The following is a 21508-nucleotide window of genomic DNA, read 5'->3' as shown; positions in this document are numbered from 1 at the left end:
AAACTTAATTATTAAGGTATCAGATGTCGTCAGATCATAATGGCTCAAGTGCGGCCTATGCACGTAAAGAGAGTGCATATCGAGATAAAGCACTAAAATTGTACCCTTGGGTTTGTGGTAATTGCGCGCGTGAATTTGTTTATTCAAATCTTCGAGAGTTGACGGTGCATCATAAAGATCACGATCATACTAACAATCCAGAAGATGGCAGCAACTGGGAGCTCTTGTGTCTGTATTGTCATGATCATGAGCACAGTAAGTATACCGACCATGATCGTTATGGAGCGGAAGCAACGGCGAAATTGGATGATCATCAGAATGCAACGCACAATCCATTTGCTGACTTAGCAAAGATGATGAAAAAATAAAGCGATTAAATAAACGGGATCCATTGATCCCGTTTATCATTTAACAGACACCGACATTAAAATCACCTATACCTGACATAAAACACTTCTCACTTGGGGAGAATTTCTGCATCTCGCATGTAGGAAATCATTATGGAATTCATAGAAGAAGATCGAGTCGCACTGTATGACACTTGGATGTCTCAAAAAGCTAAAATGCATATCACGCAGATGGCGATGGCAAAAAAATTAGGACTCTCTCAAATTGAGTTTTCACAGTTAATTCGTGGTGGATCTCAGTTAACTATGGGTTTCGTGACTCAATTTTGCCGTTTAATGCGGGTGGAGCCAACACAGATTTTACCTAGCTTGATAAAAGGTGGGTTAGGTGAAAAACAAATTGTTTACTTGCGTAATACGATATCGGTAGATGGCACTATTCAAAATGTTTATGTTGAAGGCAATCAGGTGATCGTGGAATATAGCCACTTAGTTGAGTAGGCGCATTAAGCCGTTGTTTTTAAACTAAAGGCTTGGTGGGTTGGCTGGACTTGATTGATCGCCAATGTCAATTTGAGAGGAATTAACATTGGCATCGTTGGTAAGGCTATCTGAACTCACTCGAACTGGTTTAGCAGTTTAGCAGTTTAGCGATTTAGCAGCTTGGCTCAATCTCAATAGCAAAAATACCGTGGATAGGGATCATCTCTTTGTATTCATGGAAACTATTCAGTAATACGATACCTTCTTCCTTGGTATCACATAGAGTGGATAGCACTTCCATGCCTTCACCATCTAACAATGCGCCTGCATCAGGGTAACAGCGAACGGCTTTCACTGTGACAGAAAGAGCATCCGGCTCAATAACGTCTAGTCCTATAAATGGAGGGCCAGAAATAATTTGAAATTGAATACGGTCGCCCGCCTTTAACTTATCGTATTGAATCGATTCATAGCTGTTATTCGTACGAATTTCGACTTTTTTGCTTCCCGCAACAATTGCTTCTAACGGTTTACGATAAATTTCTAATTTGTAATCTGACATATGGTCTTTACCTTAAATATCGGTGTCATCGCAAGGACGGGGTTCATTAAGCTCTGCGTAGTAATGCAACAGTTCAGTTAACTCTTTAACCCAGCCCAAAGCATCACTTGGTGCTGTTTTTAGAATACTTTCGACTTTAGAACAGTGTGTCTCAAGCGATATCGCTTCTTCCAAGTGAAAAGAGATGGCATAAAAATGCCACAGCACTAAGCGAGTCATACGTTGGCTATTTTGCTTCGCATTGTCCGAATCATCGAATGCCTGTTGGATTTCACTGAGTGCAATTGCCGTCATTCTTAGCCTTGCATCAAGTTGAGCAGACATCATTCGCTCTTCACTGCTCACTTCTTCTTGCTCAAACGTGAACAACTCTGTCATGACGTCTTCTGGAACCATTCGACTAATCATACGCACGCCAAATTCTTCTAATTCGTGGCGTGGCATCGTCATTAAACATTGAAGCGCGTAATCTCGGACCATTTTTATCTCAAATTTAAATAAAGGAGGGCGGGTATTTTATGCTTTATGACGTGTTTTTCCACGTTAGATTTAAGTTTGCGGTGAAAAGGGCGCATTAAAACAAAAAATGTGTGAGCTAACCTAACAGTCTTGAAGAAATCAGTAGCAAGATAATTAAAGTTGTCAATCGATAGTTAAAGTTTTGTTGTTTAATGTTATATTGTCTCAAATTTGAAAATAGGAGCTCAAGGATGAAGCTTTCGATATCCAGTAAGTTGCAACTCAGTTTTTTGCTACTTGTCGTACTTTTTATCGCATCCGCTAGTTTTACATATCGAAGTGTATCTGTAGTCGAAAAGAATACACAGTCGTTGTTACTATCTGATTTGCCGACAGTCGATACCAGCCGCGCCATTGGTCAATCGATACAAGCCTCTTTATCAACGGTACGTGCTTACATGCTATTAGGCAGCGATGAAGCGACGGGATTAGATCAATTAAATCAGCTTGATAACATCATACTTCAAACGGACGAAGCGCTTCCTACGCTAGAGCTACTCCTCGCTTCCGATCAATACTCAAAGATTTTACAACAGTGGCAAGATCTAAAACTGGCGATGACCGACATCACCGAACTCAGTCATAGTGAAGAGAACCTCCCTGCCCACAGCCTGTTTATCTATGAAGCGGCACCGATAGCGGAAGTGGCGCTTGATCAACTGCAAGGTTTAATTAATGACGAATCGTCGAATAAAGAGGGTGGCGACCGTAAGCGATTATTCAAACTGTATGCTGATAGTTATACATCGCTGGCGAATGCTTTGGCGTCGATGAGAGATTTTCTTTTGTACGGCCATCAAGACTATTTAGACAAGTACTTCGATTTCATTAAAGCGCATAACAAATCCGTTGCCGAAATTGAATCCAAAGCGTTCTTATTATCCGATAGTGATCAGAGCTTGTGGTCGTTGTTTAATGAAATGCAGCAGTTGTATTTCCCACTGGCGGATCAAGTTATTACGCTGCGTAAAGGCTCTGATTGGAATAAAGCCAATGCGTTAATGGCGAATAAAGTTATTCCTTACGCATCCCAGCTGAATCAAAGTCTAGAGCAAGTGGTTCGAGCTCAACAGCAACAAGCTGATCATAGCGGTCGGGGCATTCAAAATAATGTTCAGCAGGTGATTACATTACTGATTGCTGCTGCGATCTTTGTTTGTATTGTTGCTGTCGTCATTGCCCGTTATTTAGGGAAAAGCATTGGATTACGTGTGGCAGAAGTGTCGCATCGAGCTCAATTAATTGCAGAAGGTGACGTTTCGCAACCTGCACTGGTGGTTTCAGGACAGGATGAGTTGGCAAGTTTAACGGTCGCCATAAACCAAATGAATGATTCATTGAGGGATATCGTCCAAGGTGTCACGGAAAAAGCTGAGCAAGTAGAAGGCAGTATGGCTGATCTTTCTGACTGCAATGAGAAGACATTACATCAAGTGGCTCAGCAGAAAGCCAATATCGATCAGATGGGGCATGAAATTCAAGAAGTGTCTGTTTCAGCAAACAATACCGCACATCTTGCCCAGCAGTCAGTGAGTTCTTTAACCGCATCTAAACAAGAGTTGTCACAAGGCGCTTCCGCTCTTGAGCAGAACAGAAATACTATGAATCAGTTGCATCATACTATAGATAACGCGAGTGGCTTGGTGCATGAACTAAGTAAAGAGAGTGAAGCTATTGGTCGAGTGACCGAAGTGATTGAAGGGCTTGCGGAACAGACCAATTTATTGGCGCTAAATGCAGCGATAGAGGCGGCGCGAGCGGGAGAGCAAGGCCGAGGTTTCGCGGTGGTGGCCGATGAAGTTCGTTTACTTGCAACTCGCACCACAGAGTCGACAACAGAAATTAATAGCATAGTGCATGCAATTCAATCGTCGACTACCTCAGTTGTTCGAGAAATTGAACAGAGTCAAGGGTTGGCAAGAGAAGGGGCAGAGCATACATCGGATGCGGTTTCACGCTTAGAAAGCACCACGAATCAGATTGAAGATTTAAATGCTCAGATGATGGATCTTGCGGCCGCAGCCGAACAGCAGTCTAGCGTTACCCAAGCGATCACTAATTTAGTGCAAGGGGTAACAGAATCGGTAGATGGTGTTTCACAAATCAGCTTGGATTCAAATGAGACAAGTGAGAGGGTGAAGGAGAGAGTGATCGAACTGAATAGTGAGATGGCGAAATTCAAGCTGAACTAACTTATTGCAAGCTGAACTAACATATTGATAGAGGATATAAAAAGCCTTCCCACTCTTAAGTCGTGCTTACAAGAAAGAGCTTAAGAAGGCTTTTTACTGCTAACTATTCACTAATAGCCTTTGTTCAATGACAAAGGCTGTTTAAAACTATACCGCCATTGGAAGGTTGTCTGCTGGTGGCGAGTTGCGGTAAACACGTTTAAGTCCAACAACAACAAGCAGCGACATCGCTAACATTATTCCGCCTACTGGAAGTTGATCTGTGGTTGGCAACATAGAAGCCACCATTGTTGCAAGACCTGCGCCTAGATTCTGCATTCCACCTAATGTTGCACCTGCTGTGCCTGCGTGACGAGGGAAAGGAGAAACCGCCCCTGTCGTCGCAGCTGGAAATAGAATGCCAGCACCAAGAAAGTAAACCGTCGCGCCACCCACAAGAGATACCGCATTGGTATACCCAAATAGGCCAGGAATAAGAACAATCAATGCGCCAATAACAATGGCATACAGTCCGACAACTAACGATGTTTTTTCCGACCACTTCATTGTTAGCATGCTCGATAAACCAGCACCCGCAAGGTAACCCGGAATTGGCATGATGAACAATAAACTCACAATCGTTGCTGGTAAGCCCAAAGTACCTGCTAATAACACACCTGCTGCCGCTTCAAATACAGCGACACCTGCAAATGTAGCCACTAGGCATAGTAAAAAGCCTTGGAATCGACGATCTGATAACACAAATTTATAGCTTTCTGTTACTGGCTCAGCGTGGCGTTTTGTTTTTGGCAGTGTCTCTTTCATACTCGTCATCATGGTGATCACTACTGCGAAGCCAAATAAAGCCAAGAATAAGTAGCTCGTTCTCCATCCAAACATTTCAGTTAAGAAGCCTCCAAGCAATGGTGCCATCAGAGGAGAAAACATCACACACATGCTGATCAGGCTGTTAGCTTTATGTAGTTCTTTACCTTCAAAGCAATCACGAGTCAGTACGCGAGACATTGCGCCGCCACTGCCAATGCCTGCCCCTTGAACAAAGCTACCAAATAAAAATAGCGAGTAGTCTTGAGCAAACAATGTAATAAGCGTGCCAATAATGTAGATCGCTAAACCTGAAACGATAATCGGTTTACGCCCTAGACGATCAGAAAGAGGGCCGTAAATGAACTGCGATAATCCATAAGGGATCAGGTAGCAAGCCATTACCGCTTGCAATGATGCCGGAGTAACTAAGAAATCTTTTGCCATGTGACCAATCGACGGTACATACATGGTTTGCGTCATTTGTCCTACTGCTGTAAGAATCGCGATAAGAAATGTAAGTCGCACTAAAGGGAAAGACGCAGACATAAGTTAATCTCCAACAAAATAATGAAAAGAAAGTAGAGCAAATGAATGAGTTTGACTTAAATAATCTAACACTTCATGAATTGGTTGCTCTGCGAAGGCGCGAGATATTAAGGCTAGTTAGAGATATAGGCAATCAAAAAATGTGACATGGCGCACTATATAATTCTATGCTTCGGATTAGAAAAATTAATCCATAGCGTTTCATGATTGTTGGGCTCTAACGGTTGAATGTTGTATGTGGTTAACGATGTGGATTTAATGAAGAGTAGGGCGGATATTTATGCGTTTTGAAGTGAAAGAGGTATAAGAATGAGAGATAAAACTTAGGTCATTGATGTATTGATTATGCTGCTAATGTTCCTTGCGACATATAACGACTAATATAGAGAAACTGCCGTTAAATTAACCGTAAAAGGGCATGCATTCAGCTTCTACTTTTCATGGATTTCATAACCGTGTATAAAGGGAAAAGACAACAACTAATAGTGAAGATGAAATGATGAAATTAGATAAGCTGGATAACAAAAACAGACGTATTAGAAAGAAACTTTACCTAGGTGAATTTGCTATTCTTGGTTTTGACGTCAGCTGTAAGACATCAATTACTGATTTTGATAGCTATGACAAATTTGTAGATGAGTTCATTGATTACATTGATGGCATCAACCTTTGCTTTGGTGGCGGCGGTTTGGAGTTGTTCGAAGGCTTCCTATGCTCAACTGAGCGTTACAAATCGGTAACTGAAGAAGAGCAAGCGCAAGTTATCGCATGGCTAGAAGCCCGTGAAGAAGTGAAAGAAGCGGTTGCAGGCCCACTAGTGGATGCAAACTACTTCTTCTAGTTTGATCTGTTGATAATCAGAACGGTCACTGTAATAAAGAAAACGATGAAAGCCGCTTAAATTGAGCGGCTTTTTTATACCTAAATGTGCTTGATGAGTAAATGCACTAACAACATTCATTCGTTATACGTTCGTTTTTGCTTAATACATTTAAGAACATGTGATTAATACGTGTTATTCGCTTAAGGCGGACTGCTAAGTTTAATGCTTTCCTAGGCTTGTATTTTTAATATTATCAATAATTCGAATCTATGCGATCCATATGGAAATATTGAGCCTTATAATCTATTTCCTCTATTTCCATAAGGATAATGGTTAAACTAAAATTCATATCACATAAGTTTCACAATCTGATACAGCAGAGATATTATTAACTATAATAAATATGATATTTTATTGCGTAACCTTTGAATGGTATTTTGTTGATAACGGACGTCATGTGAAGCAAAACTTTAGGGATCGAGCAGAAAAAATATATCAGTACGCAGAACCAAATTTGATGATCGTTGGTTGGATGGGCGCAATTGGATATCCAGCATACTATTTCGTATGGAAATTCCTTTTCCCTCAAGATTATGAAAATTTGCCTATGCGGCTTATGTGTAGTGTTTTTTATTCTATTCTATTAGTTCGCCACGCATTTCCGCAAAGGTTTCGCCATTTATTACCCTACTTTTTCTTATTCTCCGTGGGGTTTGGTTTACCATTTTTCTTTTTCTATATGCTATTAATGAATGGCTGGTCAACGATCTGGGCGATGTCTTTCATGGCGGCGAGTTTCTTACACATTCTTCTTGTGTTTGATACTAAAGTCATCATCGGACAATCGATTCTTAGTGTTGCCTTCGCCTATGCGCTAGCGTGGTTCAATAGTGGATACACATTAGAAGTATGGGTGAACTGGGCATATACCCCTATCATATTGTTTACCTATGTATTTGGTAATTTGTGTTACTTCCGAAACCAGAATGAACATGAAAGCAAAGTGTCGCTCGCAAAATCGTTTGGCGCTGGTATTGCACATGAAATGCGCAACCCAATCAGTGCGATGCTTTCATCTATAGAGTTAATTCGTGGGCATTTGCCAGCATCACCTTTAGGCTTAAAAGATGATCGCACTATATCTCCTCAGCAGTTACGCCATCTGAATGAAATGCTAGATGATGCCCAGCAGATCGTCGTCGCGGGGAATGAAACAATCGATTTGCTCCTGACTTCAATTGATGAGAATCAAATCTCTACTAATACCTTCCAGAAATACAATGTGTATGACGTTGCTGAAGAAGCGGTTAGTCAGTTTAGCTATAAAGCGAAGCCGGATAGAGAATCTGTACAGATTGAAGGGGATAAACACTGTGATTTCTTTGGTAGTGATGTGCTGTTTAAGTATGTCATTTACAATCTGCTAAAAAATGCTTTTTCACATCGTCGCCAAACGGATGCAGCCATTGTAATTAAGATCATACAGTCAAATAACACGACAATCATTAAAGTTCGAGATAATGGTATTGGGATTTCTGATGAGCAGTTAAAGCTCATTTTTGATGACTTTTACACCTCGGGTAAGAAAGGCAATTACGGGCTGGGTTTGCCATTTTGTAAAAAAGTACTGAAAGCCTTCTCTGGCAGCATCAAATGCAAATCAAAGCTTGGCCATTGGACTGAATTTAGATTAACGATTCCGTCTTATTCGTCTAGCCAAAGTATTAGCTTTAGGAACCAAGTTCTGGCAACGAAGAAAATTCTATTTATCACGGGAGTTGAACTCCATCCGTCACGTGAAGTCATGAGTGTTCTTAATGATTGTTCATTATATTATGGTTTCAGTTTAGAAATGTTGAATGCAGAACAGGCTTTGGTTAAAGAGGAGTATCAGTTTGAGTACGACTTGATCTTAATCGATGGGCGAATGGTGGAGCACTCATCTGTCGCTTGGTCTACGCTTGAATCGCGCTTACACTTTACAGAAGCTAAACTGGCCATGTTTGCTTCACCTGGAGTATCAAAGCGGCTGCAATGTGATAAAAACTTGTGGATTGAATGTGTTAATCAGATTGAATTTCAAAAGTATCCTACAAAAGTTTTGTCTGAATTGTTATTTGAACAGAAAATGATAGGGCAACCAGATGTTGCTAAAGAGAAAAGGAAAATTGATGCTCAAATCATGTTAGTTGATGATAACGCTTCTGTGCGTTCACTCACCACCTTAATACTTGAGCAACAAGGTTTTAGTGTAATTCAGGCTGAGAATGGAAAACAAGCGTTAGATCTATTGAGTAAAAACCAGATACAATTAATCTTAATGGATGCGGAAATGCCTGTGATGGATGGCATAGAAGCGACAGAAAGAGTGCGGTTGTTAGGCCATACTGATTTACCAATTATTGGTTTCAGTGCAGATGCGAGTACAACAATGATTGGAAATATGCTCGATGCAGGTATGAATGACTATGTGAGCAAGCCAGTAAAAAAAGATATATTGATTAATAAACTCATTGATTGGATTTAAATATAGGTCTTAAATTCAAATTTAAGACCTATTTAATTGGTGTGGCTTAATCTAAGAAATACAGCTCATCATTATTTATAGCCATATCACAGACGTGTATGATTTTATTTATATCGTGTTCATTAAGCTTTGAATGTAAAGAAAAACGGAAGTTATTTTTACTTTTTAATGTGGCAGGTGAGCAAAATACGGACCCTATGACACCATTGTTATAGAAAAAATCACGAACTTTTTCTGTATTCACTTCATCTCCTGTTTCTAAGCTAATAATTTGTGTTTCACTACCAATATTAAATCCTAATGATCTGAGAGCGTTTCTTAATTTCTCCGACATTGAAAACAAGTTAGCTCTTTGAACATCACTTTCGATAATGATGTCCAATGTAGCGTCTAACCTATCAAGTTCATGAGGTAAAAGCGCAGAGCTGAAAATTGCAGGGTTAGAAATAAAAGGCAGACATTGTGCCAGTTTGCCGTGAGATAGAACCGCACCAGCACGATAAGCGAAAGTTTTCGCTAAACTGACAGTGATAAAATCAACTTTATGGCTTAGGTTAAGCGAATGGACTAAACCTCTACCGCTTTGGCCGATAACACCAAGTGAATGAGATTCATCGACCACAATCGCGCACTCAAACTCTTCCGCTATCTCTACTATTTCTTGCAGTGGCGTTACGCTTCCACGAATGCTGTAAATTGAATCTACGAGGATGATCCCTGGGCCGTGGCGTTTCACCAACTTCTTTAAGTGGCGGACACTGTTATGAATAAATGGATAGATATCAGCGCCAGCAATTCTTGCCCCTTCCCAGAGTGACATATGAGCAAAAAAGTCGATATAAACCTTTGTATCCTGTTCACAGATGGTTTGCAGCAGGCCGATATTGGCATCCCAGCCAGACTGGCAGATATTACAATCTGCGAACCCAACATATTTTGCAAGGTTAGATTGGAATGAAGGAATATCACTTTCATTTTGAAGGAATACACCAGACATAACAACACTTTCGTTATGCTCTTGTATTGCAGTAATGTGCTTATCTTTGAGCTTTTGATTACCAGATAAAGATAAGTAGTCATTACTTTGAAGAAAAATGGAGTCGATATCAGGTATATTACCCAGAACGAGATGTTTTCCATTGACCCGTGGTTTAATATTGTCAGACAAATAACGGTCTAATTTGTTTTCTATTTTTGTTGGTAGTGGCTTAACACTATTAGGCTTTTGCATAATCTATACTCTATGTTTTATTGAATTAAATGCAGTGCCAGCTGACCAATATAGATTGCAACAATGATTATTACATATCACGCCTTATTAATTAATTTTATTAAACTAATTGCAAAATTAAATATTGTGTATTTAAGTTCTGATGTTCGGTTTGTACTCCTTGGGGTCTAAATTATTCATTTATGCAGGGTTTCTTACAATATCTTGGATGTTATTTCTTTTTTTAGAGCACCAGTGTTATTTCATTTATGTGTGATAAATATAATTAGTAAATTTAATTAATAAATTAAACATAGTAGAGATGTAAGTAATGTTTGTCTTAGAGCCCGTTGATATGTTCAGCCAAAGCCATTAACCTGATAGACCTTATGTAAGAATAATAAAATGATAGGAGAAAGTGCATGGGAACCAAAAAGGTCGCTTTTATTGGCTTAGGGGTTATGTGCTATCCAATGGCGGGGCATTTGAAACTCGCAGGGCATGACGTTACCGTCTTTAATCGTTCAACAGAAAAAGCACAATCATGGGTGGAGCAATATTCTGGTGATTATCAGAGTTCACCGAAATTGGCAGCGGAAGGTTGCGATATTGCGTTTGTTTGTGTCGGCAACGATGATGATGTAAGAAGCGTTATGTATGGTGAGCATGGCGTGATTGCAGGTTTGAAACCTGGTGCAGTTATCGTAGACCACACGACTACTTCGGCTGATCTTGCTATTGAGCTAGCAAAAGCATGTGCAGAACAAGGGCTTCGTTTTGTTGACGCTCCGGTCTCTGGTGGACAGGCGGGTGCAGAAAATGGCGCACTTACAATTATGTGTGGTGGTGAGCCAACTATCTATGAGTCTGTTTCACCAGTAATGGATGCTTACGCAAAACAGTCAGTATTACTTGGCGAAAACGGCCAAGGGCAGCGTTGTAAAATGGTAAACCAAATCTGTATCGCTGGTGTGCTGCAAGGGTTAAGTGAAGCGATCCTGTTAGCAAAGGAAGCTAACTTAGATATTGAACAAGTTACAGATGTATTAAAACATGGTGCAGCTGGATCTTGGCAGATGGAAAATCGTGCTGTGACAATGGCGCAAGACAGCTTTGACTTTGGTTTTGCGATAGACTGGATGAGAAAAGATCTTTCTATTTGCTTAGATGAGGCGAAGCGTCACGAGCTAGATTTACCACTGACAAAAACGGTAGATGCTCAATATGAAGCGTTGCAGAAGATGGGACTTGGTCGGATGGATACGTCGGTATTGATAAAATCACTGACACAATGATCAGTAGCAAATACCTAAAACATTGATGTGATAGACAGATTAGTTGATGCACTCTTTTATTGCTTTAAGCCAATGTTCAATTGGTTTGATTCCGGTACGGTGAGTAAAAGTTTGCATCAACATCGTGACTAATAGCGCGTTGCTACACTATGGTCATGTCCCTACTATTATTTTTGCCCCCATACATTACTTACCCAGCCGCCAACATGTTCGTCATAGTGATTGCCGCTAAACTCTTGCCGATGTTCAACCATATGGTTTGAATTGGGCCGAGACTCGAGAATGTGTGAAATGTGTTTCGCCATCGGATCGTTTGGACAAGCTGCTTGGTTTCTGAGTGCAACCTCTTTGATGATTTGTAATCGATAAGATGGATTCATCCTTTTCATTTTACTCTACTCCTTGGTTGGTAATTTACTAAATTTAGAACTGCGAAGTCGTTTCGTCAAATTAGTAGTTGGAAATAAAATGAAGGTGTATTTAGGTGTTTAATAAATTAAGTAGATAAAACAATCCGTTATACTTTTAGTTATATTTTTTATTATGTTAGTTTATTTAACTTAAACGTAAGTTGCTGTTTTATAAGGAATAAGTAATTTATAAAAAACTAGGCATTATTAAGAATGAGAGGCGTGTTGCTAGAAGTTTTAGGAGGATATTGATGGTAATTCATGTGCTTCAAAAAAGAGAAGGGCAGACGTATTATCTGCCCAACTAGGTTTAACGTCGACGCTTATTTGGTCTAGGTGCCGAATCATTATTCTCTGTATTACGCTTATGCTTGGGAACAAAATTTAATATTGAAATTGGTAGCTCTTTGCTTGGGACAAACCCTTCAATTTCTTTACGAGTGATTAAATGCCCTAAACGACTTTCAATCATACAAAGATTCTTGAAGTTATCTCTGGAAACTAAAGAGATCGCTTCACCTACAGCACTTGCACGACCCGTTCGGCCAATACGGTGGATGTAGTCATCAGCCGGATAAGGAAGATCATAGTTTACCACTCGGCTGAGGTTATCAATGTCGATACCACGAGCAGCCACGCCGGTCGCAACAAGGAACTTCACTTTGCCCGCTTTGAATTGCTCTAAAACTTGCGCTCGCACTTGTTGGCTTCGGCCACTATGAATCGCTTCTGCTTTAATCCCACGCTTTTCAAGTTGGCTGACAAGTTTGGCTGCTCCATGCTTAGTCTCGATAAAGATAAGAGCTTGGTCCCATTCACCATCGGTAATTAAATGGCTGAGAAGTGCTGATTTCTTATCTTTGTCTACCGCGACTAGCCATTGACTGATGTTGGATTTTGAAGCGCTATGCTTAGCAATAGAAATCTCTTCAGCATCATTAATAGCCGATTTAGCAAGATCTCTTACAGGATTCGATAAGGTAGCTGAGAACAGTAAATTTTGGATATCTTGTGGTAAACGAGCGATGATTTTATTGATATCTTCAATAAAACCCATATCCAACATGCGATCTGCTTCATCAAGAACCAGAGTTTCCACTTCATCAAAATGAACCGCGCGCTGACCATAAAGGTCGATCAAACGGCCTGGTGTTGAAACCAGAATATCGACACCTTCGATAAGACACTGTTTCTGAGGTGCGTAGTCCACTCCGCCATACATCGCCATCGATTTAATATCTAAGTATTTACCGTACTCTTCGATATTTTTGCTAATCTGAATCGCTAATTCGCGAGTTGGGGTAAGAATAAGCGCTCGAATGCGTTTTGCTCTTACAGGTCCACGGTTACTTAGCATTTCAAGTAATGGCAATACAAAGCTCGCCGTCTTACCCGTACCCGTTTGGGCTGCTGCAATCAGGTTTTTTCCTGTTAGTACCGTTGGTATCGCTTTTTCTTGAATTGGCGTTGGGGTTTCATAGCCTAGTTCAGCTACTGCTTTTAAAATCGGATCGCTTAATCCAAGTTTGGAGAATGGCATTGTGAGTCTCAATAAATGGTGATTCAATAAATAGACGTTTAACTGCGGTGAGTGCTTATTGTTAAATTATCGTTTAACAATAAGCACTGCTTGTCTACAGTTATCGCCGAAATTGGCGGCATTCTAGCATGAAGAAGCATAGGCCGCTCAAAAAAAGCATGCGGTGAAATGGAATGGTTAACGAGTTCGACCATTACGCTCAATAATTTGTTCGAGTGTTGAATGTAACATTGTTCTATATGGATATAAGAGATTGAAAAATAGAAATTTCTTTATACAATCAACAATGAAATTACGAATAGGATGTGCTTTCTAGTGAAGAACTTTGATGTGAATTTATTACGAGTATTAGCGGTACTACTAGAAGAGCGAAGTGTAACCGCTGCCGCTGCACGACTGTACCTTAGTCAGTCTGCGGTTAGTAAGCAGTTAGGAAAGCTAAGAGAAACCTTTAATGATCCCCTGTTTGAGCGCGTTGCTAAAGGTTTGCATCCCACACCGAAAGCATTAGCACTGCAACCCAGTATTCATGAAATTTTACGTCGTATTGATCAGCTTGCTATTCCAACGGAGTTTGAACCTGAAAAAAGCCAGCGAACTTTCAATTTTGATTTAGTTGAAAGTGCTTATGCCGCAACCTATTCCCGTTTTATGCCGAGTCTTCTTAAGCAAGCCCCAGGGATCAGCATTAATAGCCGAACTTGGAGTGACGAGAGTTTACATCGCTTATTGAGGTGCGAAATTGATTTTGCCATTGGAATTTACGAGTGGGATGAGCGCGCAAAATCTCACTACATGACGATTCCAGATGAACTTCGCTATGTGGAACTTGCTCGTGACTATTCTGTTTGTTTGATGCGAAAGGGGCATCCTGCACTAAATGAAGAGTGGAATATAGAAACGTTTTTGAAATATAGGCATTTAGAAGTGACTATCGGTGGTGTCAGTGGATGGCTGCTTAAAGAGGTGCTCGATCTTGAACGCAAGAAGCTAGATAGTGCGGTGAATGTGTCTGATCTTCAAAGCGCCATCGCTTTGTGTGAACAGAGTGATCTTTTGATGTGCTATCCGGCGTCTGCTGTGAAGATGCTCGTTAAAAATAATAATCTGGTGGCAAAACCTCTACCGATTAAATTAGAACCGGGCGGTTATTCGCTGTTATGGCATCGACATTTTGATAATGATCCTAGCCACAAATGGCTACGTGAATTAATTATCGATTTGGCATCTGGTGATATTTCGTCATCAGATTGGGGGTTTTGATTCGATCAACGTCAGGCACAATAGAGCTGATTAAATATACAAATGGCCCTGAGCTAAGGCCATTTGTATTTTACTATTGAACTAAGCTCGTGCTGGTTATTGAATCTCAAGCAGTTCAATATCGAAGATAAGCACCGTTGCTGGTGGAATTGGGCCAGAACCACTCTTTCCGTAGCCTAAAGTGCTTGGTACAAACAGGCGAATCTTTTCACCTTCAACCATATACTGCACACCCTCAGTCCAGCCTTTAATGACTTGATTAAGACCAAATGCGATTGGCTCATTTCGTTCTACAGAGCTATCAAAGACAGTGCCATCAATTAAAGTGCCGTGATAATGCACTTTCACGCGGCTTTTAGCTGTTGGGTGCTCAGTTCCAGTGCCTTCCTTCAAGATTTGGTATTGCAGGCCACTTTCCGTTGTGATTACCCCTTCTTTTTTCCCATTTTCTACCAAGAAATCTTGGCCAATTTGAAAGTTGATATCAGCAGCTTTGTGATTATTCCATGTGCGATAAATAAAGAATCCAGCAAGTAGGAAAATGATAATTGGGAATACAAACTTAGTCATAGTGATGTCCTTAACTATTATGGTTGAGTCAGAAGGTAAGAGATAGTGTGGGCGATAGCTTCAATGTTTTCGTGTCCAGCGGTCAATACTTGGTACTTTCCTTTAACAATAAAGGTTGGTACAGAATTGATTTCGCCAGCAACCGATACGTGTTGAGCTTTTTCTAAGTAAGTAAATAGTGTGGCCTGTTGCTCTTTATTCAGTTGATAAGGGCTCACAAGATCACGAGTTTGAAATGCTTTCTCAATAGCGGCTTGACGCTCTGTATTTGTCGAACCTTCACCCATTTGTACGGCTGCAAAGAGTTCATCCATAAATGCGTGATCAGGTGTGGTGTCTAACTGCATAACGGCGGTGTAGTAGATCATTGCCGCAATTTGAGCAGTCTCATTGAAAGTAACATGTAGCTTATCAACTTTTTGAGAGGTTAAAGATTCTATCTGAGGTATAAAGTTTTCCATTTTACGGCAGTGGCCGCAAGAAAGTGAGAAGACTTCAGTTAAAGGGGCGACATCATAGTTGCTAACATCATTTGGAAGTCTTTGAAATTGAGAACCTTCTTGAGGAACACTGTTTTCTGAGCAGCCAAGTAATAAGAAGCTAGCAAGAACAAGTGCTGACAATCTTGAGATTAATTTAAACATAGGATTCTTTTTAAAAAATATGATGCTTGGATTTTACCTACTAAGTCATTAGATCGATACTGGTTTTTTTGTAACTTGTTGCAAATGATGGCCTATTTTGTCATCTAAGAACGTTTTATTCGATCGGTTTAGAAACGTGATAAAAACGAACTAAGTAGCAAAAAAATGCTTAAAGTTTTACCGTTGTGGTCGATATATAGGTAAGTCATTCATAGAGCTGAATTGGAATGTGGTGCATTATGAAATACATAGCTGTCTTTTTAGGTATTCTCTTATCAGGATGCAGTAGCATGCCAACCATGTATGGCGGATTACTGGATGCTGCGCCTCAACACGATGGAGAGTTGCTATACCCTGATCGGGGAGTGGTTTCGCCTACGAAAAAGAAACACACAGTAGGTGGCCCACAAGGTCAACAGCGTCCATCTGCCTACAGTTCATTAGAGAGCTTCTTAGCGACTCGTGGTATTGATTACGAAGTCCTTCCTGGTAACTACGTGATGGTTCGACTAAAAAACCGTATTCAGTTTGAATCGGGTTCTTCTACGGTTTCAAGTTACTCGGAGCAGTGGCTAAATGAGTTGGGAAGCTATTTAGCGCGTCAACCTGGAATTGATATTGTTATTGATGGGCATGCTGATAATACTGGGAGCAATAGATTAAATGATGGGCTTTCAGAATCGCGAGCGAAACAGGTGAAGTTGTCTTTGATGAAGCAAAAAGTCGCCATGAATTCAATTTACACTCGTGGCTATGGTGAATATGTCCCCGCGTGCTCAAACCAATCTAAAGTGGGCAAAGCGTGTAATCGAAGAGTTGAATTAATGCTGATCGTTGCGAATTAGCAATGCTGATCCACTATTCCTTCCTAAAAAATATCCAAAAAAGCCAAAGAATTCAAAAAGCCCCTAAACGTCAGTCTAGGGGCTTTTTACTGAGTGGTTAATGAGTGTTTCGATTGAATGCTTTACTGTCTGCCGATGCACGAACTCTACGACTTAAGCAAACTCTTTCTCAAGGTAAGCAATGATGTCTGAAGATTCATACATCCATTGAGTTTCACCATTACTTTCAATACGAAGACAAGGCACTTTCACGCGGCCACCACCCTCTAACAACGCTTGCTTATGCGCATCATCATTCTTTGCATCACGAAGGTCAATATTGATAGATTGACGTTTCATTGCACGACGAACTTTTACACAAAAAGGGCAAGCTTCAAATTGGTACAGTGATAACCCTTGAGCTTTGGCATCAAGTTGTTTTTGAGCTTCTGGATCTCGCTTCATTCCTTTTGGTGTGAAAACGAAATTGAGTACCAGAATAATTCTGCCTAGAAACCAACGGATAAACTTCATAATTACCTTTACCTAGTTTAAATACATATTGCATACAATTTGGCAACATTGTACCAGTCTTACTTTATCAACAAAACTATTTATATATGTTTCAGCATCATGATCTATAAACGTTCTATCTTGTGCGTTTTAGATAGGTTAAGCCCCAAACGTTTTGCGAGTCGGGTGAGGTTGGCTCGATCGGTTTGTAATTGTCTTGCTGCCTGTGCCCAGTTGTAATTGGCTTGCTCTAAAGCAGCGATGATAATGTGACGCTGAAACTCATCTGTCACCTCTCTCAATCCTTGTGATAAGTCTACTTCCGGCTGAGTGGGTGAGCTATCAACATGCGTCGGTTTGGTCATGACTTCATCAAAGTGACCGCAATCATCGGCATTAATGACCGTTACTTTCTTGTTATAGTGCCTCGCTTTAGCTTTTAAAGCCGCTCGGTTTATGACGTGTTCAAGTTCACGCACGTTTCCGGGCCATGAATAACTCATAAGATGAGGCAGTACTGCGGGGCCAAATTTGATCTGCGCAATTCCAAGTTTTCGTCTCGCTTGCTCTAAGAAGAAACCGGCTAAAAGGGTAATGTCACCATCGCGCTCACGAAGGGGAGGAATGGCAATAGGGTAGACACTTAAGCGGTGGTATAAGTCCGCTCTAAATCGGCCTTGTTCGACCTCTTTCTTGAGATCTCGATTGGTGGCGGCAAGCACACGGACATCAATCGTTTGGATGTTATCTTGGCCAACTGGTTGGATTTCGTTATTTTGCAATGCTCGCAGAAGTTTGCTCTGTGCAGCAAGAGGCAGTTCACCTATTTCATCGAGGAAAAGAGTCCCGCCATCAGCTAATGCAAACTTTCCTTGGCGATTTTTGTCAGCCCCAGTAAATGCGCCACGGACATGGCCGAACAATTCACTTTCTACTAAATTTTCTGGCAAAGCTGCGCAGTTTACATAAACCAGAGGTTTGCGTTTTCTTTGTGACTGGTGATGAAGGGTTCTTGCAACAAGCTCTTTTCCGACTCCCGTTTCACCATGGATCAAGATATTGAAATGGGAAGGCGCGACGACTTCGATATCATTTTTCAACGCCACCATACTTGAACTGTGGCCAATCATTTCACCGCCATCTCTTTCCCACGCTTCTTCGTTAAGCTCTTCTAGAAGTTGGCGAGATTGCTTTGCTTGTGTTTCAAGCTGGGAGAAAGTGAAGGCCATTTTTACGGTTGAAGCGGCAATGGCAGAAAGGACTTCTAGACTGCGCGCAGGGATAGCATTGAAAACATCAGGGGTGAGGCTATCGAGAGTCAAAACGCCAAGCAGTTTATCACTGAAGATAAGCGGCAGTCCCATACACGCATGCATGGGAAGATCCCCGTCATGATCAATAAGAAGGCCATCAAATGGATCGGGAAGTGGGCTGTCTGAATCAAAAATGATCGGTGTTTTTGATTCGCATATTTCATTAAAGCGAGGGTGTTCACTGATGGCAAAGTGGCGACCCAATGTGTCTCTGCTGAGGCCCTGCATGGCCAATGGGACGAGGTAATCACCTTGCAATGAAAGGAGAGCAACACAGTCACAATGAATTGTTTTGCGTATAGCATCGATAAGCTTGTTAAACCTATCTTGATCATTTAAGCCGCTTGCTAAACCTATGGTCATTTCCATCAGCGTGGATGCTGTAATATCTTGCATGTTAATCATTCTCAAAAAGACATTTTGCTATAGTAGTGTCATTTCGACTCAAATGAAAGCGGTCATCTTGACTTGTTTTTCTTTAATTTGGCGGCTAAACACAAGTAGATAAAGGTTTTTTGCTATTGGCACTGAAAATGCAATGAGGGGATAACGAAGTGATAATGATTCTTCGTTAATAACAGAGTGAAGAAAATTCACCGTTAAGTGTTCACTAACACTAAATCTAAAGTCCGCCTCAAATCGAGTTCACATTGAACAATGTAACCGTTTTGGGCTTGTTTTAATTCTAACTTTCACTTGCTCAACAGGTGAAGTTCGGTGTGGCGAAGCCATATACCCCAAAGATGGAGCATTTCATGCTTAATGAACAACATATCAATATTATTAAGAGTACCATTCCACTGCTTGAAAACGCAGGACCTGCATTAACGCAACATTTCTATCAGCGCATGTTTTCTCACAACCCTGAGTTGAAAGATATTTTTAATATGACTCACCAAAAAACAGGCCGTCAAGGTGTTGCTCTGTTTGAAGCGATTGCGGCATACGCAAAAAATATCGATAACCTAGCGGCTTTAACATCTGCGGTAGAAAGAATTGCGCAAAAGCACACGAGTTTCAATATTCAGCCTGAGCACTATCAAATAGTAGGCCATCACTTAATTGAAACATTGCGAGAGCTAGCGACAGAGGCATTCACGCAAGAAGTCGAAGAGGCATGGACCGCTGCATACTTATTTTTGGCACAAATCTTTATTGATAGAGAAGGGGAGCTATACCTTCAGCGCAAACAAGCGATTGGCGGTTGGTCTGCTGCCCGTGAGTTTATTGTGAAAGATAAAACGATGGAATCACAGCTCGTGACCAGTTTTGTATTTGAGCCCAAAGATAACAACACAGTGTTGGATTTTCACCCTGGTCAATATATTGGTATTGAAGTGAAACCTGAAAACGGTGATTACAAGGAAATACGCCAATATTCACTATCACAAAAACCGAACGGAAAGACCTACCGTATTTCAGTTAAGCGTGAAGGTGTTAACACTGACAATGTTGGATTGGTGTCTAATCATTTACACGATCACGTTGAAGTCGGAGATAGTGTAAAGCTTTATGCACCTGCTGGTGATTTTTACTATGTGGAACGTGAGAAGCCGGTAGTTTTGATTTCTGCCGGTGTAGGTGTGACGCCAATGCAAGCCATGCTGCAGAGCTTATCTGGCATTGAAGATAAACAAGTGACATATTTACATGCTTGTGAGACTCAAGAACAGCATTCCTTTATCGAAGAAGTGAATGATCTGATTTCAATCAATGGTTGGAATCAAAAGACATGGTACCGCTGTAGTCATGAGAAAATAGCCGCGAGTCACCAACATTTTGGTGAGATGAATCTTGACTCGATTACGAGTGAATTGCCGTTGGATAATGGTGATTTCTATGTCTGCGGCCCTGTACCATTTATGGATTTTGTTGTTAAGCAGCTTGATGAATTAAATGTGCCACGTGAGCGAGTACATTATGAAGTGTTTGGGCCTCATGCAAACTTGTAAATATGGGTTGAGTCTAACGCCTTATTGATAAACCAGTAATGAATAAATTGAGTCACATGAAAAGTTAAGCCGTGTGACTCACTTTAATTGGCGACTCTTTATTTCTACTTTGCATCCAGATGTAGATACCGCAAGTGAATGGATGTGACTGGCCCACACTAAAACCTTTGGGGCGATTGAAGAGTTACAGCATACACTCTGTAGTATTAACCGATAATAAATTATTGATTAGTAAACTATCTTGACCATCTCCCTCCTTCTTAATACGAGCGATTAATAACCGTGTGGCAGCATTTTATAAGAAATAGGTTGCTAAAAGTTATAACTTATATACAAATACTATGATTCATCGAACAATGACGTAGGAGTTCAGCAGGATGCGGACGGCAAATTCAGAGTATTTATTAGCGGCGTTAAGAAGTGTGATTAAAGCGAAAGGGCGAACTTACCGTGATCTTGCCGATCGTGTTGGGGTACCACTTTCAACATTTAAACGTCACTTATACAGCCCAAACATCACTCTGGATCGCTTGTTGGATTACTGTCGTGAAACGGACACGACACTTGATGAATTGCAGAAAATTGCCGTTAAATTGCAGCATGATAACGAAAGTTTTTTTAATCATACGCAAGATGAAATTTTCTATAAATTCCCACACTTATATGACTTTTATCGAGAGTTGAGACACATAAGGCATCGCGATAGCCATGATTATATGAAAGAGAAACATGGGTTAGATGTCGCTTCAACCTATGCTTACTCTCGTGCACTTGAAATGCTGGGTTTGGTGAAGCTAACCGATGAAAATAAGATTCAATTAAATGGCCCATTTTACTATCGCTTTTCTAACGACTCAAAATTGAGTGCGAAGTATAAAACCATTCTAAAATCTCAGGCGTTGGAAAGCCCTAACTGTGTTCGTGTTGGTTTTTCTCGGATGAATTTGAAAGAGCCTCAGATTGAAGCGTTGAACAAGCTTCTTACTCAAGAAGTGCTAAAGTATCATTCTGAGAATATGAAGGAAGAGCAAGATGGTGAAATGCGCAATGTATTGTTGTGTGTCGCCCCTCATGAAACATTGAACTTTTCAGAAGGCATTCAGCCACTACCAAATACATTTCTAAAACAGATCAAAGATGAGATAGCTAAATTAGAAGGTTAACTGCG

At 40.7% G+C, this 21508-nt stretch carries 20 protein-coding genes; 10 read left to right on the top strand and 10 right to left on the bottom strand.

Going from position 1 to position 21508, the window contains the following annotated elements; translation table 11 throughout:
* The first annotated feature begins 23 nt into the window (after window positions 1-23).
* Window positions 24-368, top strand: a complete 345-nt coding sequence (locus tag FCV43_RS15680) for a YajD family HNH nuclease (RefSeq protein ID WP_017051875.1) — start codon at window positions 24-26, stop codon at window positions 366-368.
* A gap of 132 nt (window positions 369-500) precedes the next feature.
* Window positions 501-848 carry a helix-turn-helix domain-containing protein gene (locus tag FCV43_RS15675; RefSeq protein WP_017051874.1) on the top strand — a complete coding sequence of 116 codons (348 nt, stop codon included), beginning with the start codon at window positions 501-503 and terminating at the stop codon, window positions 846-848.
* 154 nt (window positions 849-1002) lie between these two features.
* Here the strand turns inward: FCV43_RS15675 and FCV43_RS15670 are convergent, their stop codons facing one another.
* The gene (locus FCV43_RS15670; RefSeq protein WP_017051873.1) at window positions 1003-1392 is read right to left on the bottom strand and encodes a hypothetical protein; all 390 of its coding nucleotides are present in this window, start codon (window positions 1390-1392) and stop codon (window positions 1003-1005) included.
* Window positions 1393-1404: 12 nt separating this feature from the next.
* A complete protein-coding gene (locus FCV43_RS15665) occupies window positions 1405-1872 on the bottom strand; it encodes a hypothetical protein (protein WP_017051872.1) in 468 nt (155 codons plus the stop codon).
* A 230-nt stretch (window positions 1873-2102) separates the two neighbouring features.
* Here FCV43_RS15665 and FCV43_RS15660 point away from each other — a divergent pair, with 230 nt between their 5' ends.
* A complete protein-coding gene (locus FCV43_RS15660) occupies window positions 2103-4103 on the top strand; it encodes a methyl-accepting chemotaxis protein (protein ID WP_136995711.1) in 2001 nt (666 codons plus the stop codon).
* Window positions 4104-4250: 147 nt separating this feature from the next.
* Here FCV43_RS15660 and emrD read toward each other — a convergent pair whose 3' ends face one another.
* Window positions 4251-5456: a multidrug efflux MFS transporter EmrD gene (emrD, locus tag FCV43_RS15655; RefSeq protein ID WP_017051870.1), complete on the bottom strand. Its 1206-nt coding sequence runs from the start codon at window positions 5454-5456 to the stop codon at window positions 4251-4253.
* A 499-nt stretch (window positions 5457-5955) separates the two neighbouring features.
* Between emrD and FCV43_RS15650 the strand changes: the two genes are divergently transcribed.
* Window positions 5956-6297 carry a YggL family protein gene (locus FCV43_RS15650; RefSeq protein ID WP_029203286.1) on the top strand — a complete coding sequence of 114 codons (342 nt, stop codon included), beginning with the start codon at window positions 5956-5958 and terminating at the stop codon, window positions 6295-6297.
* Window positions 6298-6736: 439 nt separating this feature from the next.
* The gene (locus tag FCV43_RS15645; protein ID WP_170961674.1) at window positions 6737-8806 is read left to right on the top strand and encodes an ATP-binding response regulator; all 2070 of its coding nucleotides are present in this window, start codon (window positions 6737-6739) and stop codon (window positions 8804-8806) included.
* 46 nt (window positions 8807-8852) lie between these two features.
* Here FCV43_RS15645 and cqsA read toward each other — a convergent pair whose 3' ends face one another.
* The gene (gene cqsA / locus FCV43_RS15640) at window positions 8853-10037 is read right to left on the bottom strand and encodes an alpha-hydroxyketone-type quorum-sensing autoinducer synthase (protein WP_113797920.1); all 1185 of its coding nucleotides are present in this window, start codon (window positions 10035-10037) and stop codon (window positions 8853-8855) included.
* 401 nt (window positions 10038-10438) lie between these two features.
* On the opposite strand from cqsA, the gene FCV43_RS15635 reads away from it, so the two are divergent.
* Window positions 10439-11311: an NAD(P)-dependent oxidoreductase gene (locus FCV43_RS15635; RefSeq protein WP_136995709.1), complete on the top strand. Its 873-nt coding sequence runs from the start codon at window positions 10439-10441 to the stop codon at window positions 11309-11311.
* Between the two features lie 167 nt (window positions 11312-11478).
* Here the strand turns inward: FCV43_RS15635 and FCV43_RS15630 are convergent, their stop codons facing one another.
* Both FCV43_RS15630 and FCV43_RS15625 read right to left on the bottom strand, forming a co-directional pair.
* Entirely contained in the window at window positions 11479-11700 is a 222-nt protein-coding gene (locus tag FCV43_RS15630) for a hypothetical protein (protein WP_017051865.1), read from the bottom strand.
* Between the two features lie 331 nt (window positions 11701-12031).
* Window positions 12032-13261 (bottom strand): DEAD/DEAH box helicase, encoded by a 1230-nt coding sequence (locus tag FCV43_RS15625; protein ID WP_136995708.1) that lies wholly within the window; start codon window positions 13259-13261, stop codon window positions 12032-12034.
* Window positions 13262-13576: 315 nt separating this feature from the next.
* Between FCV43_RS15625 and FCV43_RS15620 the strand changes: the two genes are divergently transcribed.
* On the top strand, window positions 13577-14524 hold the full coding sequence (locus FCV43_RS15620; RefSeq protein ID WP_136995707.1) for a LysR family transcriptional regulator: 948 nt from the start codon (window positions 13577-13579) through the stop codon (window positions 14522-14524).
* Between the two features lie 96 nt (window positions 14525-14620).
* Here FCV43_RS15620 and FCV43_RS15615 read toward each other — a convergent pair whose 3' ends face one another.
* Window positions 14621-15094, bottom strand: coding sequence for an FKBP-type peptidyl-prolyl cis-trans isomerase (locus tag FCV43_RS15615; protein ID WP_017051862.1), 474 nt, complete (start codon window positions 15092-15094; stop codon window positions 14621-14623).
* A 17-nt stretch (window positions 15095-15111) separates the two neighbouring features.
* Window positions 15112-15738, bottom strand: coding sequence for a thioredoxin domain-containing protein (locus FCV43_RS15610; RefSeq protein WP_136995706.1), 627 nt, complete (start codon window positions 15736-15738; stop codon window positions 15112-15114).
* Window positions 15739-15977: 239 nt separating this feature from the next.
* Between FCV43_RS15610 and FCV43_RS15605 the strand changes: the two genes are divergently transcribed.
* A complete protein-coding gene (locus tag FCV43_RS15605) occupies window positions 15978-16583 on the top strand; it encodes an OmpA family protein (RefSeq protein ID WP_136995705.1) in 606 nt (201 codons plus the stop codon).
* A 153-nt stretch (window positions 16584-16736) separates the two neighbouring features.
* Here the strand turns inward: FCV43_RS15605 and FCV43_RS15600 are convergent, their stop codons facing one another.
* Both FCV43_RS15600 and norR read right to left on the bottom strand, forming a co-directional pair.
* Window positions 16737-17096, bottom strand: a complete 360-nt coding sequence (locus FCV43_RS15600) for a glutaredoxin family protein (RefSeq protein ID WP_136995704.1) — start codon at window positions 17094-17096, stop codon at window positions 16737-16739.
* A gap of 104 nt (window positions 17097-17200) precedes the next feature.
* Complete coding sequence (norR, locus tag FCV43_RS15595; RefSeq protein ID WP_017051858.1) at window positions 17201-18784, bottom strand: nitric oxide reductase transcriptional regulator NorR; 1584 nt, start codon at window positions 18782-18784, stop codon at window positions 17201-17203.
* Between the two features lie 359 nt (window positions 18785-19143).
* On the opposite strand from norR, the gene hmpA reads away from it, so the two are divergent.
* Window positions 19144-20340, top strand: a complete 1197-nt coding sequence (gene hmpA, locus FCV43_RS15590; protein WP_136995703.1) for an NO-inducible flavohemoprotein — start codon at window positions 19144-19146, stop codon at window positions 20338-20340.
* A gap of 377 nt (window positions 20341-20717) precedes the next feature.
* Entirely contained in the window at window positions 20718-21503 is a 786-nt protein-coding gene (locus tag FCV43_RS15585) for a helix-turn-helix domain-containing protein (protein WP_136995702.1), read from the top strand.
* Window positions 21504-21508: the final 5 nt, after the last annotated feature.

This window comes from Vibrio genomosp. F6, assembly GCF_005146325.1.
In the GTDB taxonomy this organism is placed as follows: domain Bacteria; phylum Pseudomonadota; class Gammaproteobacteria; order Enterobacterales; family Vibrionaceae; genus Vibrio; species Vibrio cortegadensis.
This window is presented reverse-complemented; position numbering and strand designations above follow the sequence as displayed.

Bases quoted from the DNA above. Each gene is read 5' to 3' on its own strand.
- FCV43_RS15680 (WP_017051875.1), top strand. From the start codon at position 24: ATGTCGTCAGATCATAATGGCTCAAGTGCGGCCTATGCACGTAAAGAG.
- FCV43_RS15675 (WP_017051874.1), top strand. From the start codon at position 501: ATGGAATTCATAGAAGAAGATCGAGTCGCACTGTATGACACTTGGATG.
- FCV43_RS15670 (WP_017051873.1), bottom strand. From the start codon at position 1,392: ATGTCAGATTACAAATTAGAAATTTATCGTAAACCGTTAGAAGCAATT.
- FCV43_RS15665 (WP_017051872.1), bottom strand. From the start codon at position 1,872: ATGGTCCGAGATTACGCGCTTCAATGTTTAATGACGATGCCACGCCAC.
- FCV43_RS15660 (WP_136995711.1), top strand. From the start codon at position 2,103: ATGAAGCTTTCGATATCCAGTAAGTTGCAACTCAGTTTTTTGCTACTT.
- emrD (WP_017051870.1), bottom strand. From the start codon at position 5,456: ATGTCTGCGTCTTTCCCTTTAGTGCGACTTACATTTCTTATCGCGATT.
- FCV43_RS15650 (WP_029203286.1), top strand. From the start codon at position 5,956: ATGAAATTAGATAAGCTGGATAACAAAAACAGACGTATTAGAAAGAAA.
- cqsA (WP_113797920.1), bottom strand. From the start codon at position 10,037: ATGCAAAAGCCTAATAGTGTTAAGCCACTACCAACAAAAATAGAAAAC.
- FCV43_RS15635 (WP_136995709.1), top strand. From the start codon at position 10,439: ATGGGAACCAAAAAGGTCGCTTTTATTGGCTTAGGGGTTATGTGCTAT.
- FCV43_RS15630 (WP_017051865.1), bottom strand. From the start codon at position 11,700: ATGAAAAGGATGAATCCATCTTATCGATTACAAATCATCAAAGAGGTT.
- FCV43_RS15625 (WP_136995708.1), bottom strand. From the start codon at position 13,261: ATGCCATTCTCCAAACTTGGATTAAGCGATCCGATTTTAAAAGCAGTA.
- FCV43_RS15615 (WP_017051862.1), bottom strand. From the start codon at position 15,094: ATGACTAAGTTTGTATTCCCAATTATCATTTTCCTACTTGCTGGATTC.
- FCV43_RS15610 (WP_136995706.1), bottom strand. From the start codon at position 15,738: ATGTTTAAATTAATCTCAAGATTGTCAGCACTTGTTCTTGCTAGCTTC.
- FCV43_RS15605 (WP_136995705.1), top strand. From the start codon at position 15,978: ATGAAATACATAGCTGTCTTTTTAGGTATTCTCTTATCAGGATGCAGT.
- FCV43_RS15600 (WP_136995704.1), bottom strand. From the start codon at position 17,096: ATGAAGTTTATCCGTTGGTTTCTAGGCAGAATTATTCTGGTACTCAAT.
- norR (WP_017051858.1), bottom strand. From the start codon at position 18,784: ATGCAAGATATTACAGCATCCACGCTGATGGAAATGACCATAGGTTTA.
- hmpA (WP_136995703.1), top strand. From the start codon at position 19,144: ATGCTTAATGAACAACATATCAATATTATTAAGAGTACCATTCCACTG.
- FCV43_RS15585 (WP_136995702.1), top strand. From the start codon at position 20,718: ATGCGGACGGCAAATTCAGAGTATTTATTAGCGGCGTTAAGAAGTGTG.